The following is a 15,507-nucleotide window of genomic DNA, read 5'->3' as shown; positions in this document are numbered from 1 at the left end:
CAAAGATAAACATTTGATTTCCTATTTTACTCCATAGATTTACGATTTTTTTAAGCGTTATTAGACGGAAAGTGTATTAATTTATAATATTTAATGCTAAGTGTAACAAATGGATTAATTTTTCGTCATATAACTACATCAATCAATTAAAATCAAATCAAATACATGAGTTTTTTTAGAGTTTTGCTTTCTATTATTTGTCCTCCTTTGGCTGTTATAGATAAAGGGTGTGGCTCCATTGTTATTGTTTTTTTGTTATGGCTTTGTGGTTGGGTTCCAGGAGTAATTGCTGCATTGGTAATACTTAACAACCCTAAAAATTAAAACCTAAAAATGTCGTAATTTTGCTGTCTATGAATAAAAAAATAGAACTTCAAGATTTAGGCTTAAAAGACTATAAGCAAACGTGGGATTACCAAGAAAATTTGTTTAAAGCTATAGTAGATTCTAAAATTAAAAACAGGAGAGAAGCTGCTGGTTTAGAAACTAAAAACTACTTTTTATTTGTAGAGCATCCGCATGTGTATACATTAGGTAAAAGTGGCGATATAACAAATTTGTTAGTAGACGAAACACAATTAAAAGCTAAAAATGCTACGTTTTATAAAGTAAATCGAGGGGGTGATATTACATATCATGGGCCTGGACAAATTGTTGGCTATCCTATTTTAGATTTAGATAATTTTTTTACAGACATACATAAGTACTTACGTTTTCTAGAAGAGATGATAATTTTAACTCTGGCAGAATATGGTTTAAAAGCCGAGCGTAGTCCTGGCGAAACAGGTGTGTGGTTAGATGTAGGAACACCGTTTGCACGTAAAATATGTGCTATGGGAGTGCGGGCAAGTCGTTGGGTAACGATGCATGGGTTTGCTTTAAATGTAAATGCCGATTTAGGTTATTTCGATTTAATGATACCTTGTGGTATTAAGGGCAAAGCAGTAACTTCTTTAAATGTAGAATTAGGAAAAAAGGAAGTTAACGAAACCGAAGTTAAAGAAAAGCTAATAAAACATTTTACTAATCTTTTTGAAGCAGAAATGTTTTAAAGTAAAAGTAAAAATACCTTTTTAAATAGCATTGTTTTGATATGTAAAAAGGCGTATTTATTCTGTGATTATAATTTTGTTGATGATTTAAATTATTATTTATCATTAAATAAAATAATTAAAAATGAATTCTAAATCAATAGCCGTACTGCCCTTTGTTAATATAAGCAGTAATATTGAAACTGAGTATTTCTGTGATGGATTAACCGAAGAGGTTATAAATGCGCTAGCAAAAATAAAAGAGCTATCGGTTACTTCTCGTACATCTTCATTTTATTTTAAGAATAGAAAAGTAAAACCACAAGAAATTAAAGATAAACTAGGGGTTTCTATTTTTATTGAAGGAAGTGTACGATTATCGCGCAACAAAATGAGAATTACAGTACAGATGATTGATACTGTAGCCGATTTTCATTTTTGGTCTGAAACTTTCGATAGGAAACTTGAAGATGTATTTGCTGTTCAAGATGAAATTAGTCTTTTTATAGCAGAAAAATTACGCGAACACATTGGTCATATAGAAATAGAGGATAAGCTTGTAGAACCATTAAATATTTCAACAGAAAATTATAAAGCCTACTTAAAAGGCAGGTATTATTTAATGAAATTAGATTATGAAAGTGTTTTAAAAGCCATTTCAATTTTTAAAACAATTATTGAAAAAGAACCAAACTTTCCTAATCCTTATTTAGATATTAATCAAGCCTATGCATTTATGGGCGGAATGAGTTTGTTACCTGCCTATGAGGCATTCCAAAAGGCACAACCTTATTTGCAAAAAGGTTTAGAGCTAGACCCTAACTCATCAAGAAGTCAATTAAACTTATCTTGGATTGCTTGTTGGCAAAATTGGGATTTAAAAAAAGCCTATAAACACGCTAATAAAGCCTTAGATATTCAACCAGCTGATGATATTTATTTAACAATTTCAAATTATTTAACGGTAGAAGGCAAGCTAGAATCTGCCCATAATTATGTGAATAAAGCCCTAGAATTAGATCCTTTTTCTGCAATGAATCATCATTACAAAGGGTATTTGTATTATCTTCAACAGAGTTATAATAAAGCGCTACCTTATTTACAAAAAGCGTTAGAGTTAAATGCTACCTTACCTTTTCCGCAAATATTTATTGGCAAATGTTTATTAATGTCTAACCAACCCAATGAGGCATTAAAACACTTTAATAGCCTAAAAGGTGCATCTATAAAAGATCTTACAAAATTAGGGGGAGAAGCCATGAGTTACGCCATGTTAGGAAATACTTCTGTTTATAATGTTAAGTTGAAAGAACTAGAAGAACACCTTTCTTCTGAAGTTATGGATAAAGCTTTAATGTTTTTAATATTGATTCATGTGTTATTAGATAATCATGAAAAAGCAATAGATTATGTAGAGCAAGCTTTTAATAATAGGTTGCCTATAATCTTACTTTTAAATACAGACCCCATTTTAAAACCTATTAGAAACCATAAACGGTTTAAAAAAATAATGACTCAGGCTATTAGTGATAATAATAGCTATACACCGCAAAAACGCTACAAGCAATCTTTACTTAAAACAGAAGAAATTAATAAGTACGTAAAGGAATTAGAAAAAATAATGGTAGACTATAAGTTATATTTAAACCCAGATTTATCATTAAAAGATTTAGCATCGTACCTAGAAATTCCTACCAATTATATGTCGCAGTTATTAAACCAAGGTTTTAATAAAAATTTTTCAGAGTATATAAATACTTTTAGGTTAAAAGAATTTAAAAAACGCGTTGTTTTACAGGAAAATAAAGAGCTTACCATTATGGCAGTAGCTTATGATAGTGGTTTTAACTCTAAAACTGTTTTTAATACATTTTTTAAAAAGATAGAAGGCATAACACCAAATACTTTCCTTAAAAATTATAATAATTAGTTCCGATTTTAAAAGCAGAACTATTACTAAACTGCATTAAAATATTTTTGATAAAAAAGGAAGTACTACAATGTATCAATTTATTATCAAAATAATTATTTGGGCTTTATCCTATATGGTAGATTTAATATTCTAGCTTTTGTTGAAAACATTAAAAAATGAATAAAAAAGGAACAAAATTAGGTTTAGGAATTATTCTTGGCTGTATTATTGGATATTTAACATCAAATATACAATTGTGGTTTGTTTTAGGTGTAGCTATTGGAGCAGCTTTAGAGTATAAAACTAAAAAAACGAATAATAATTAAATTACTATAATTCATCAATCAATCAATCAAATGAAAAATCACAAATTAATTACAAAGCTCTTTTTTGTATGTATTATTTTTTTGGGCTATACCAGTTGTAGTTCTGATGATAATGATATTAAAAATGCTAGTATTCCGTTGTTTGAAGAGTCTAACCTTTCAATAATTCATGGAGATTCAGAGAAATCATGGCGTATTACCGAGTTTATTAACGACTTTCATGACCCTAATTATCATTTAGAAATTGAACTACCATGTCTAGCCGACGATTTGTATACCTTTCATAAATCAAACAATCAATTTAGTGTAAATTTAGGCGAAGAACGTTGTTTTGGAACCAATAATGATGGCGTTTTTACTGCCGATACTGAAATTTTTGATGGCGAATTGCTATACATGGATGGCTTTCAAGGATATACCATTTATTTAAGGTTTTCAAGAGGTTTTTCTAATGAAGAAGGAACAGCTGGAGGCGTATCTATTAGGTATTTTGCTTTAGCAGAATTGTCTGAAAACAGAATGGTGTTTTTTAGAGAAGGAGCAGCGTTTGTAGGAGAGTACAAGGAAGCATTAGTATTCGAAAAGTATTAGTAAAAAGGATTAAACATTTAGTTATAATTTAATAAAATAATAATTATGAAACATATTAAAATTTTAAGTACAGTATTTACAGCAGCAACTCTGTTAGTTGTTTCGTGCTCAAACAATGACGACAATTCAGCACCAATCCAGAATGATTATTTGAGTATTCCTGATGCTCATTTCGAAACAATATTAATAGAACAAGGTATAGATACAGATGGTGTTGTAAATAAAAAAATGTTACGGTCCGATGCCGAAAGCGTATCGCGTTTAAATTTAAATATAAGTACAACTGCTGGAGAAATTTCAAACTTAACAGGTGTAGAAGGGTTTACTAATATTACCTATTTATCGGCCGTAATGCATAATATAACAGAAGTAGATTTAAGCTTAAATACTAAGTTAGATACTTTGTACCTAACAGGAAATAATATTAAAAATATAGATATTAGTGCTAATTCTAATTTAATATTTTTCGATATTCAATCAAACTTGCTTACATCTATAACTGGTTTAGAGCAAGCTACGCATTTAAAAGACTTAGATTTATCGTCAAATTTCCTAGAAAGCATTAATATTCCAAATGCGAGTTTAGAAATTTTGCATATGAGTAATAACGATTTGAAATCTATAAACATTAATCAGGCTATAAACTTGCAGCATATTTTATTAACAACAAACCTATTAACAACAATAGATATAAGTGCAAATACTTTGCTGGAAACCTTATTAATTTCAGATAACCATTTAACAGCATTAAACCTAGAAAATAATAGTAAACTATCGCATTTATATGTTTCAAGTAATAACTTTACAAGTTTTGATGTTAGTAATAATTTAGAACTTATAGATTTAAGAATCGATAGAAATCCAGAGTTAACATGTATTAAAATTGATGAAGTACAAAATATACCAACAACCTATGTGGCCAATTATCAAGAGTTAAATACGAATTGCGAGTAAATTAAAATGAATAAACACCTGTTTATATAATGAATGTTTTTAACATCTTATTTAAAACACATATAAAGCAAAATAATAAAGAAAAGAAAGCGTATCGTTGGCACGTAGCCATAACTATTCTTATTTTATTTATAATAGGGGCTGTATTAAACATTCCGTTTAGTAGAGAAGTAAAAAGGTTAAGTGTTGAAGCTGGTGTAAACAATGTGCATTTAAATAATTCGATATTTACAGACATAGTTAATACAGGTGTTAGTAGTTTAGTTTTAGGTGTTTTTTTAGTCATTGTAGGTTTATGGATTTCATCAAAAACAAACTTAGGAGCTCCAATAATTGCTAGAATATTTTCTCAAAAAAAGGTAAGAACACTTATTGGTTTAAACCCTTTTTTGTCTAGTATAATATTAGCAATAGTAGTAGCTGTAATATTATTAGGTTTATTTGAGTTACAGAAAGCATTTTATCCAGTTACAGGTAAAATGGCAAGACCATCAAAACCTTTTTATGTATTTGTTTCATTTTCGGCCGGAATTACCGAAGAAATAATGTTTAGACTAGGTTTAATGTCGTTAATAATTGCGGTAATTCAGTTTGTAAAAAAAGCAGCCACCCCTTCTAATGCAATGGTTTGGGTAGGCATTATGGTATCGGCTATATGCTTTGGTTTAATACATATTCCTTTTTCTAAAAATTTTGTTAACCTTACTTTGTTTTCCATAACCGTAACTATGGTAGGTAATTTAATTACAGGTATAACATTTGGTTGGGTTTTTTGGAAGCGGGGGCTTTTGGTTGCAATAGCATGTCATGTTATTTTCGATTTGGTTTTTCATGTAATTGGATCGCCATTTAATTAGAAATATTATTACATTTAAAAATCTAATAATATTAGGCTAAAGTATTTACCCATGATGCGCCAAGCTGTTAAAGATAAAAAATTAAAACCTCGATTTAATTTTGAATGGGATTTAGAAGAACAAATTAAACGAGCTAATGCCTTTTTAAAAGCTAAAAATGGCAATGAAAATTAGTTCTGATTATTAAACACGAACTTATAGTTTTTTGTTTGTAACCAACTTTGCTGTAAATATTTATAATTATGAAAGCAGCAATATATAATACTTATGGAAAGCCCAATGTTATTAAAGTTGTCGATGCTAAAAAACCAATACCTAAAGCAAATGAAGTTTTAGTGAAAATAAAAGCCTCTTCGGTTACTCATGCAGATGTTTTAATGCGTAAGGGAACACCAAAGTTTGGAAGACTGTTTTTAGGGCTTTTTAAGCCTAAAAATAAAACTTTAGGAACTGGATTTTCTGGTATTGTAGAAAGAGTAGGCAATAAAGTTTCTAAATTTAATGTAAACGATGAGGTTTTTGGAGAGGTTTTGTTTGCTAATGGTACAAATGCAGAATTTGTTTGTATACAAGAAGATGCTGTAATAGCAAAAAAGCCAAATAATATTACACACCAAGAGGCAGCCCCAATTTGCGATGGTTTTTTAACGTCATATAGTTTTTTTAAAGATGTAGGAAAACTGAAAGAAGGCCAACATATACTTATAAATGGAGCGTCAGGAAGTCTAGGTACTGCAGCGGTTCAATTAGCAAAAGTACTAGGCGCTAAGGTTACAGGGGTATGTAGTGCTTCAAACACAGAATTAGTAAAATCGTTAGGTGCAGATTTTGTAATAAACTACAAAAAAAAGGATTTTACCAAATCGGGTGAATATTATGATTTTATTTTTGATGCCGTTGGGAAATCATCATACAAAAAGTGTAAAAGTATATTAACATTTAATGGTGTTTTTATGTCGCCAGTATTAAGTTGTTCTGTATTATGGTATGCTATAGTATCATCAAAAAAGGTTAAGTTTTCGGCAACAGGAATTCGTAAACAAGAAGATTTAAAAAAGTTGTTAGACGAGCTAGTTGTTTTATTTAAATTAAAGAATGTACGCACTATTATAGACAAAACATATACCATACAGCAAATTATTAATGCACATACTTATATTGAAACTGGACGGAAACGTGGCAATGTAGTTATCATCAATTAGTTATATTTTATCAATCAAAAAACGAACTTTTATGTTTTTTAAATCAGAAGAAGGAAAACAAGAAATATTAAACTTTTATAACAAAAAGTTAGAAGCATTAGGTATAAACTATTCAGAAAGGTTAATAGAAACAAAATTTGGTAACACAAATATTATTATAACTGGTAATAACAATTTGCCACCTTTAATATTAATACATGGCACAGGAGGGTGTGCGCCTCTTATTCTAGAGTCGTTTTCAGATTTATCTAAGCACTATTGCGTTTATGCTGTAGATGTTTTGGCACAGCCTAATAAAAGTGACGAAAACAGGCTTAATATGAAGACTTTAGATTATGGTAAATGGCTTATAGAGCTTATAGTGAAATTGCGATTAAAAGAGGTTACTTTAGTAGGGTTTTCGTTTGGTGGATTAATAAGTTTAAAAACACTAGAGTTTAATGAAACGCCAATAAAGCAAGCATTTTTAATAGCGCCTGTTTACATTGTTAATGGCAATCCGTTTTTAAATTTGTGGAAAATTTTTATACCATTAAAAAAGTTTATAAAAACAAATAATACAAAAATGGTAGTAAAAGTTATGGATGCTCTTTTTTCAGAATACGACCATTTTGCAAAAACGTTTTTAGCCAGTACTTTTAAGTATTGTAATATGGATTTTTCGCCTTTACCCATTATCTCAAAAAAGAAAGCTAGTAATATACAAACACCAATAACAATTTTTGCAGCCGAAAATGATATTATGTTTCCTGGTAAAAAAATGATTAGAAGGGTAAAGTTTATATTCCCATCATTAAAAGCAGGAGTTTTAATAAAGCAATCAAAGCATGTTCCAAATCAAAAAGACTTAAAAGCAATTCAGCAAACCATTATTAAGGCAAAATAAAACGTTTGTTAGGTTAACATAGAAAAGTATAAATTGTTTTATGTAAATAAACTAATCTTCTTCATTAAAAAATACTTTGTAGTAATGCATTTTCTTTTCTTCGTCGTAACCGCGTTCTAAATATTCGCTTGAAGCATCTGGAGCATCAATATCTAGTTTAATCTGGATATTGGTATCTAGTTTAATATCTGTTTTTATTTTACGTTTGGCTTTGGTAACAACAGCTTCGGCAACATCAAATTGGTTTCTTAAAACAAGGTTTTGTTCGCCTTCATATTCTTTTTTGTAATTTTCAAATTCTCGAATGTGTTTTTCGTCTTCAAAAAGTTCTTCTTTAAAGCGCTCTACATTAACAATTTCGTTTTCTTTAAAAAAATCGATGGTTTGTGCTAAAAAAGTATTTTGTTCTTTGGCGCCGTAATTGGGTTTTAAAACCTCGGTCGAGAATTCTTTACAAAGCTCAATATATTGTTGGGTGTGGTTATTAGCATCATCGGCATATTTAATATTTAGAAAATGGTTAATCCAGTATTGGGCATCATAACTATTATTATCTACACTTAAAATAATATGACCTTCGGTATCGCTTTGGTTTAAAATTAAACAGCCTTTGTCTACTTTTTTAGAGCTAATACCCTTTTGCACCAAAACATCGTAGCTATTATTTTCTAAATAGGTTTGAAAAAAGTTAACTTTACTTTCTATCTTAAAAATACCAATAGCGTTGGTTGTCATGTCTCTAAACTCAATGCCTTCAAACATGACTATTAATACATCGCCAGTTTTTATTTGCGCCGAGTTAGATTGCTCGAATAAATGCATGACTATATGTTTAGAAACATCTACAAAAGCCTCTTCATCATTAAACATTTGTGTGCAATAGCTATTAATTTCGTTTAAAGTTATGTTGGCATGGTGGTTAAACCTATAACTTTGTACCACGCTTCCAAAGGGTCTTAATAAAAAGGGTAGCATTAAATCGTAACTAGGTTCATCAAAATCGACTAGTTTTTCTGAAAAAGCATTTTTGGTGTCGTTAAATTTATTACCAACTTTATGAATAATGAATTTTGAAATAGAAGCGTTTTTTCTTGAAATCATATTGGTTTTATTAAGTTTGCAATACTATTAAATTAACTTGAATTGTTTTTAAAATATCCTAAAAAAATAGAGCGCCAAAATATTATATTTTTGACGCTCATAAGATTCGAGGACTTGTGTTTGGCGGTTAAAAGCCAATTTTTTGTGGTTTATTTTGTAAAGCTTGTAAGCTCTGAGTATCCCATAAGTTTGCCGTTTTTATTGTAAGATTCGTTTCTTACCATGCCAATACCTTTGGCTATCCATTCTTTAAATTTAAAAGACATTTTCATGCCCATTTTCATTTGGCTATCGTAGCTTAATACAAAACACTTGTAAGTTCCAGTAGGAGTAGTTATAGTTTCTTGTTTGTTTACCTTTCTGTTTAGCATATCTATAGTCGTGTTCATTTTTATGCCTCCCATATCTATGGCCATTTTCATGTTAGCGTCTTTTAACGATTGCCCAACTTCTAAATCATTTGGTAGTTCTATGTTCGTGCCTGTTATATCCGTTTTCATATCTTTATATTGTTTAAACATATCCGGATTCATTAATGATTTAAAATCAATTGAAATGCTATTGCCCTGGCAGGTTATTTTGTAATTTGTCGTTGTTATTTCTTTGTCTTTCTCATCGTAAATTACCGTTTTTACGGTAGCAACATTATTTGTAATATGGGTTACTTCGTATTTAACAACACCTTCTTTTTTTCCTTTTTTGTTGTAGTTGGTAATTTCAAATTTTGTGCCTTCTTCAAACGGGTAATAAGCACTACATAAGCTTTGACTAACAGATGATAAACTAATACATAAGGTGATAATTAAAAGTAGTATTTTAGTTTTCATGGTAGTAAATTTAAAAATTAGACTTGTTTACGATGCATTATAATAAGTAGTAAATAGAAGTTAAAAACCATACAAAAGCTTAGGTTTTTTTTGCGATATAAAGACGGGTGCATTTGTAATTGTTTGATTAATAGCTGCCTTAAAGATAGAGATTACTTTTTTATCGGCAAAAATGTACTATTAAAATATTAAATAAATTTTAAGTGTATGGTCTTGCAAGGTTTATTTCTAATTAATTTGGTATAATATAATTGAATTGCTGTCGCCTTTAGTTACAAATTCTAGGCTTTTATCTTGATCTATATTATTTAACTCTATGCTTGAGTTACCGTATACAGGAAAGTTTGGAATTAACTTTGATTGACTATCAAATAAATATACTTTGTGCGACTGTAAATCTGTCGTGGTAACATAAATTTTATTGTTGAGGTAGAAAATTTTAGGTTCGGTGTAACCTCCATAATCTAGCTGCGTAGTTTTGTTTTTAATAGATAGTTTGTTTTCATTTTGTGTAACTAAAGTTTTGCTAGTCGTTTTTATGTAATGATTATTGGTTAGGTTTAAGTTTTTAGAAGAAATATTTCCTTTAGAATCTATTGAAACCAAATTACCAGTAGCAGTAGTGGTTGTAAATGTATTGTTGTATAAAAATACAGGTTGGTTAGAATATTTAAACGTCTGTTTTGGCTTAACTCTAGTTTTTCCTAATCGATCTAAAATATAAAGTTTATTGCTTGTTTTTATAGTGATATAATCTTTGCTACCAATTCTAAAATGTTTTGGTTGAGATATTATAGTGTTGTTAGCTGTTTTAAAAGTAAAGCCTTTTACTATTTTACCTTTTACATCGTACATTAAAACGTGTTTTCCTTGAGTGACTAAAAATCTATATTTTTTACGATTATCGTAATCAAAAACTGCAAGTGGTTGGGTAATTTTATCGTTAAATTTTAATGCAAAGGGTTTAACTTCTTTGCCATTTCTATCTAAAACATAAACTTGGTTAGGTGTTGCGAAAGCTAATTGTAGTCTTCCGTTTTTGTAAATGTCTATTTGTTCAATTTTGCCTAATATTGGGCCTTTTAACTGTTTTTTCCATAGTATTTTACCTTTATTAGAAATTAAGTACAGGTTGTTGTTAATGTCTTGAACAACAATTTCCTTTTTATTTGTAATATGGTTTTTAACAAATTGTGGGGTGTTTAAAATGTCTTTATCTAGCTTTATATTTAATTCTTCTGAAACCGAATTTAAGGCAGCCTGTTTTTTATTTTTTTTAATGACTCCATTTACATGAGAAAAATTATTGTCGTAAATAAATTGAATGGCCGAAGTGTTGTAATCTTTTAAATTGTAGTTAGTGTTAGCTTCTATATTTTTATTTAAAATGTACTTTAATGTCGAAGCATTAGTAATTTGTAAGAGAGACGAAGCATCACTTAAATTTTTCTTAACATTGTTAAAATATAAATTGTTGCCTAATGTGGTTTTGTTTTGGTAGTTGGCAATAATGTTTTGAAGCATTTCACTATTATTTGCAAAAACAAAATAATGGTCTAAAATACAGTATAAATTACTTTTGTTGTAAGTTATTAAAGGTGTAAACGTTTTGGCAAATAAAGAGGGCGTGCTATAATTGTATATATTAATTTCTCTATATGTATCGTTTATGGTTTGTTCGCCTATAAGAGCATCTTTAGTAGCAATAACATCGGTAGAGTTTAAAACTATAGCTTGGTTTTCGTTTTCGTAAATAACACCAACTTCAACTATATCATTAAAAATTGAGGTATTACTAACCGGAGTGTTTTTTTTATTAAAATTAGAAAGGTTGTTTTTTAAAACGGCAAAGTTGTTAAACGTAAAACTTAAAAAGCCATCACTATTAGAAGGTGTAATGTTTTGTATTTGATTAATTTGAGGTGTTGTGTTCTTAAAAACATTAATAAGGCTTTCTGTCGAGTCTGTTGCTTTGGTAATACCATTAAAGTAAGTTTCGTTTTGGTTTAACTCAATATCAATGGCTAAGTATTGAGAAAACATGTTAAGCGAAAGCGAATCTTCAATAAAAACAGAGTGTATAAAGGTATTGTTAGGTTTAGTAATTACCGAAAAAGTTTTGCTGTTGTTTAAAGTTTTATAAATTTTTTTTAGTTCATCAGTATTGGTTTTGTTATTAAAAGCATGATCAACAATGTTTTTAGATGATGATGCAAAAAATGTACTATCTATTACTGTGCTATATAATATGTTATTATTAATGGTAGATTTTATAATAGATTTGTTTTTATAAGAAAGTAACTCTTCGGTATAATTAGGTAGCGAGTCGGTATTAAACAAGTTAGTATTTAGTTTTGCTATTATGGTATAATGAAGGCTATCATTATTATCTTCAGAAAAACATAACAAAACATGATTTGTCGGTTTTAAGGTTTTTAAAAACGAAAGCTTTTTTTCTAAATTGCGGTACGTTGTTGTTTTTAGTAGTTTTTGTATTAAATCATTATTGTTAATACTGTTTTTAAAACTTTCAAGGTTAGAAGTTTTAATAATTATCGAAGTATTTTCAGGAACAAAATCTACAAGAGAGGTGTAAGTGTATTTAGATTTTGAACAGCTAAATGTAAATATAAGCAGGAGGGAAAAGCAAAAAAATCTCATGGATAGAATTAATTTATACAAATATAAAAACTTACAGGTTTCTACCTATAAGTCTAACTTTAATTGTTCAGGTAATAGTCTAAACGATTTTCTGTGGTATTTTGTTATGCCATATTTTTTAATAGCAGCTCTATGTTCTTTTGTTGGGTAGCCTTTGTTTTTTTTCCAATTATACATTGGGTATTCATCATGTATGGTATTCATGTATAAATCTCTATAGGTTTTGGCAAGAATAGAGGCAGCAGCAATACTTAAAAACTTACCATCTCCTTTTATTATAGTTTCAAAAGGAATATTATTATATGGTTTAAACTTATTACCATCAACAATTATAAACTCGGGCGTTTTTTTTAAATTATTTATAGATTGATGCATGGCTAAAATCGAGGCATTTAAAATATTAATTTCGTCTATTTTTTCCTGAAAAACATGAGCAACACCAAAGCATAAAGCTTGTTTTTCAATAATAGGTTTTAAAAAAGCTCTCTTTTTTTCGCTTACTTGTTTAGAGTCGTTTAAAACAGAATTTTTAAAATCATCTGGTAAAATAACAGCAGCAGCTGTAACAGGCCCAGCTAAACAACCTCGGCCAGCTTCATCTGTACCGCATTCTAATTTGTAGTTCGAGTAGTTTAATTTTAACATAAATAAAAACAAATATAAAAGGTATAAATAATAAAGCAGTATAGGTCGTTAAATGTTTTTTTATAACAGACATCTATGTTGTAATGTGTAGCAGTTAAGAAAGGTATTAGCGTTAATACTAGCTAAATTAAAAGAGTACTTTGGTATTATTGGTGTTAACGGAGTATTACATAGGTAATTTTCATCAAACTTTCTTTATTTAAAATATTTAATAACACTTTACGTTCAAATAATTACTTTTGCCACAGAAAACATAATGGTTTAAAATTCCCAATTTACCTACAGTTTAAATATGACAGAATCTTTTAAGATAAATACAAGAAACAAAAATAATAAGGCATCGTTAACCTTTTTACTTATAAGTCTTTTTCTTTTTGCTATAAATATATCGGCTCAAGTGCTTCCTCAAAGAGAATTTAGAACAGGGAGTTTAGGTAGTAACAGTACTCAAGATTCATTACGTAGACAATCAAAAGAGTCAACAGGTATAAAAAACTTAAAAAACCCAGATGCTAAAATTCAAGACTATTTAATAATTTCTCATAAAAGAGATACTACGTATTTAGATACCACATTAACCATTCAAAAAGAATATAAGTTTAACTATTTACGTAAAGATAATTTTGGATTAATACCGTTTTCTAACTTAGGCCAAACCTATAATAGTTTAACTTATAATTTTGAAAACACTACATCTATGCCATTGTTTGGGGCAAGAGCAAGGCATTTTAATTATATGGAAATAGAAGATATTAATTATTACCATGTGCCAACACCATTAACAGAGTTGTTTTTTAAAACCGCCTTCGAGCAGGGGCAATTAGCCGATTCTTTTTTTACAATAAATACAACACCTCAGTTTAATTTTTCAATTGCCTATAAAGGCTTGCGTTCTTTAGGTAATTACCAAAATATTTTAACAAGCTCAGGTAATTTTAGGTTTACATCTAATTATATATCAAAAAACAAACGCTATCAAGCCAGAGGACATATTGTAACACAAGATTTATTAAATCAAGAAAATGGCGGGTTACAAGATATAAGTGTAGAAAATTTTGAGTCTGGTGATGATGAATTTATAGACCGATCTATTCTAGAAGTTAATTTTGAAAATGCCGAAAGTATTTTAAAAGGAAAACGCTTTTATTTAGACCATGGTTATAATATATATAATAAAGTAGTCGAAAAATACCTGCCGCAAACACTAAACGACTCTACATCAAAAAGTAGGTTAAGTGTAAAACATATTATGTCTTTCGAAGATAAATATTATGAATATAGCCAAAGCACCGCAGCAACAACTTTTTTTGGCGACGCATTTAGAAACCGTGGTTTAAAAGATAGAACAACATTAGAAAACTTTTATAATGAAGTACAAGTCGATTATTTTAATAATGTACTAGGAAACTTTCAATTAAATGTAAATAATACCAATTACAACTACGGGTATAATAAATTAGTAGTTTTAAACGGAAACACTATAGTTAACAGATTAAAAGGTAATGTTTTTGCAGTAGGCGGTAAGTATAGTAAACGCTATAAAGGTTTTCGGTTATTTGGAGAGCTAGGAGCAAACATATCAGGTAATTTTGATGGTAATTACCTTAAAGCAAATGCTGTTTTTAATTTAAGTAATGATATAGCAGCCTCGGCATCCATAAATCACAGTTCTAAAGTTCCAAATTATAATACATTATTATACCAAAGCGATTATACAAATTATAACTGGCAAAATGTTTTTAATAATATAGAAACGCAGCAAATAGCCTTTAAAATAAAATATAAAAAACTAGCAAACATTACGGTCGATTACTCTACCATTAATAATTATGTATACTTTAAAGAAAACGAAACAACCTTACAAGTAGAGCCATTTCAAAATAATAGTACCATAACCTATTTAAGAGCAAAACTACAAAACGAGATAACCTTTGGTAAATTTGCATTAAATAACACATTTCTATATCAAAAAGTAGACGATAAGAATAACACATTAAATGTACCAGAATTAAATACCAGAAACACTATATACTATTCTAGTCATTTATTTAAAAAAGCCCTTTATTTACAAACAGGAATAACCATAAATTACTTTAATAAATATTATATGGATGCCTACAGTCCATTGTTAGCAGAATTTTATGTGCAAAACGAAAAAGAATACGGAAGCTTTTCTCGATTAGATTTCTTTTTAAATGCAAAAATCCGTCAAACAAGAATCTATTTAAAGGCAGAACATTTTAATGCCGCTTTAACAGGATATAAATATTACTCAGCACCAAATTACCCATATCGCGATTTTTCAATCCGTTTTGGATTGGTATGGGATTTCTTTTTATAGAGCAAGGTCAAAATATATTAAAGTAATATTATATAAAATAAATTAAGGGCGTTCCCTCGAGGGTCGGGCTTTCACTACTCGCACCCTCCTAAGGTCGGGGAGCTCAAACATGCCGTTCAATCCCTAACGCGGTTTAGAGGCATGTTTTAAACTATATAATAAGAGTAAGTATA

At 29.1% G+C, this 15,507-nt stretch carries 15 protein-coding genes; 11 read left to right on the top strand and 4 right to left on the bottom strand.

All coding sequences use genetic code 11. From position 1 onward, the window contains the following. Positions 1 to 165: 165 nt before the first annotated feature. The 10 genes from ACNG5D_RS14750 to ACNG5D_RS14705 all read left to right on the top strand — a co-directional run bounded on the left by ACNG5D_RS14750 (position 166) and on the right by ACNG5D_RS14705 (position 7,759). Complete coding sequence (locus ACNG5D_RS14750; protein WP_418184299.1) at positions 166 to 324, top strand: YqaE/Pmp3 family membrane protein; 159 nt, start codon at positions 166 to 168, stop codon at positions 322 to 324. 29 nt (positions 325 to 353) lie between these two features. After that, positions 354 to 1,052, top strand: coding sequence for a lipoyl(octanoyl) transferase LipB (gene lipB / locus ACNG5D_RS14745; RefSeq protein WP_418184298.1), 699 nt, complete (start codon positions 354 to 356; stop codon positions 1,050 to 1,052). Between the two features lie 124 nt (positions 1,053 to 1,176). Further along, positions 1,177 to 2,961, top strand: a complete 1,785-nt coding sequence (locus tag ACNG5D_RS14740; protein ID WP_418184297.1) for a helix-turn-helix domain-containing protein — start codon at positions 1,177 to 1,179, stop codon at positions 2,959 to 2,961. A gap of 158 nt (positions 2,962 to 3,119) precedes the next feature. Continuing rightward, positions 3,120 to 3,269 (top strand): glycine zipper domain-containing protein, encoded by a 150-nt coding sequence (locus ACNG5D_RS14735; protein ID WP_418184296.1) that lies wholly within the window; start codon positions 3,120 to 3,122, stop codon positions 3,267 to 3,269. A gap of 30 nt (positions 3,270 to 3,299) precedes the next feature. Further along, entirely contained in the window at positions 3,300 to 3,860 is a 561-nt protein-coding gene (locus ACNG5D_RS14730) for a hypothetical protein (RefSeq protein WP_418184295.1), read from the top strand. Positions 3,861 to 3,905: 45 nt separating this feature from the next. Further along, on the top strand, positions 3,906 to 4,814 hold the full coding sequence (locus ACNG5D_RS14725) for a leucine-rich repeat domain-containing protein (RefSeq protein WP_418184294.1): 909 nt from the start codon (positions 3,906 to 3,908) through the stop codon (positions 4,812 to 4,814). Positions 4,815 to 4,843: 29 nt separating this feature from the next. Further along, positions 4,844 to 5,671, top strand: coding sequence for a CPBP family intramembrane glutamic endopeptidase (locus tag ACNG5D_RS14720; RefSeq protein ID WP_418184293.1), 828 nt, complete (start codon positions 4,844 to 4,846; stop codon positions 5,669 to 5,671). Between the two features lie 51 nt (positions 5,672 to 5,722). Further along, positions 5,723 to 5,845, top strand: a complete 123-nt coding sequence (locus ACNG5D_RS14715) for a hypothetical protein (RefSeq protein WP_418184292.1) — start codon at positions 5,723 to 5,725, stop codon at positions 5,843 to 5,845. Between the two features lie 68 nt (positions 5,846 to 5,913). Next, entirely contained in the window at positions 5,914 to 6,873 is a 960-nt protein-coding gene (locus tag ACNG5D_RS14710; RefSeq protein WP_418184291.1) for an NAD(P)-dependent alcohol dehydrogenase, read from the top strand. 31 nt (positions 6,874 to 6,904) lie between these two features. Continuing rightward, positions 6,905 to 7,759: an alpha/beta fold hydrolase gene (locus ACNG5D_RS14705; RefSeq protein ID WP_418184290.1), complete on the top strand. Its 855-nt coding sequence runs from the start codon at positions 6,905 to 6,907 to the stop codon at positions 7,757 to 7,759. 51 nt (positions 7,760 to 7,810) lie between these two features. Here the strand turns inward: ACNG5D_RS14705 and ACNG5D_RS14700 are convergent, their stop codons facing one another. From ACNG5D_RS14700 to ACNG5D_RS14685, 4 genes are all read right to left on the bottom strand, one after another. Then, positions 7,811 to 8,860 (bottom strand): nucleoid-associated protein, encoded by a 1,050-nt coding sequence (locus ACNG5D_RS14700; protein ID WP_418184289.1) that lies wholly within the window; start codon positions 8,858 to 8,860, stop codon positions 7,811 to 7,813. Between the two features lie 149 nt (positions 8,861 to 9,009). Further along, on the bottom strand, positions 9,010 to 9,687 hold the full coding sequence (locus tag ACNG5D_RS14695) for a TapB family protein (RefSeq protein ID WP_418184288.1): 678 nt from the start codon (positions 9,685 to 9,687) through the stop codon (positions 9,010 to 9,012). A 228-nt stretch (positions 9,688 to 9,915) separates the two neighbouring features. Then, entirely contained in the window at positions 9,916 to 12,348 is a 2,433-nt protein-coding gene (locus ACNG5D_RS14690; RefSeq protein WP_418184287.1) for a ribonuclease HII, read from the bottom strand. A gap of 45 nt (positions 12,349 to 12,393) precedes the next feature. After that, entirely contained in the window at positions 12,394 to 12,993 is a 600-nt protein-coding gene (locus ACNG5D_RS14685; RefSeq protein WP_418184286.1) for a ribonuclease HII, read from the bottom strand. Positions 12,994 to 13,285: 292 nt separating this feature from the next. Between ACNG5D_RS14685 and ACNG5D_RS14680 the strand changes: the two genes are divergently transcribed. Further along, the gene (locus ACNG5D_RS14680; protein WP_418184285.1) at positions 13,286 to 15,334 is read left to right on the top strand and encodes a putative porin; all 2,049 of its coding nucleotides are present in this window, start codon (positions 13,286 to 13,288) and stop codon (positions 15,332 to 15,334) included. Positions 15,335 to 15,507 lie beyond the last annotated feature (173 nt).

This window comes from Algibacter ulvanivorans (assembly GCF_048381495.1).
In the GTDB taxonomy this organism is placed as follows: domain Bacteria; phylum Bacteroidota; class Bacteroidia; order Flavobacteriales; family Flavobacteriaceae; genus Algibacter_B; species Algibacter_B ulvanivorans.
Note: the sequence above shows the minus strand (reverse complement) of the source record. Positions and strands in the feature narration are given on the sequence as shown.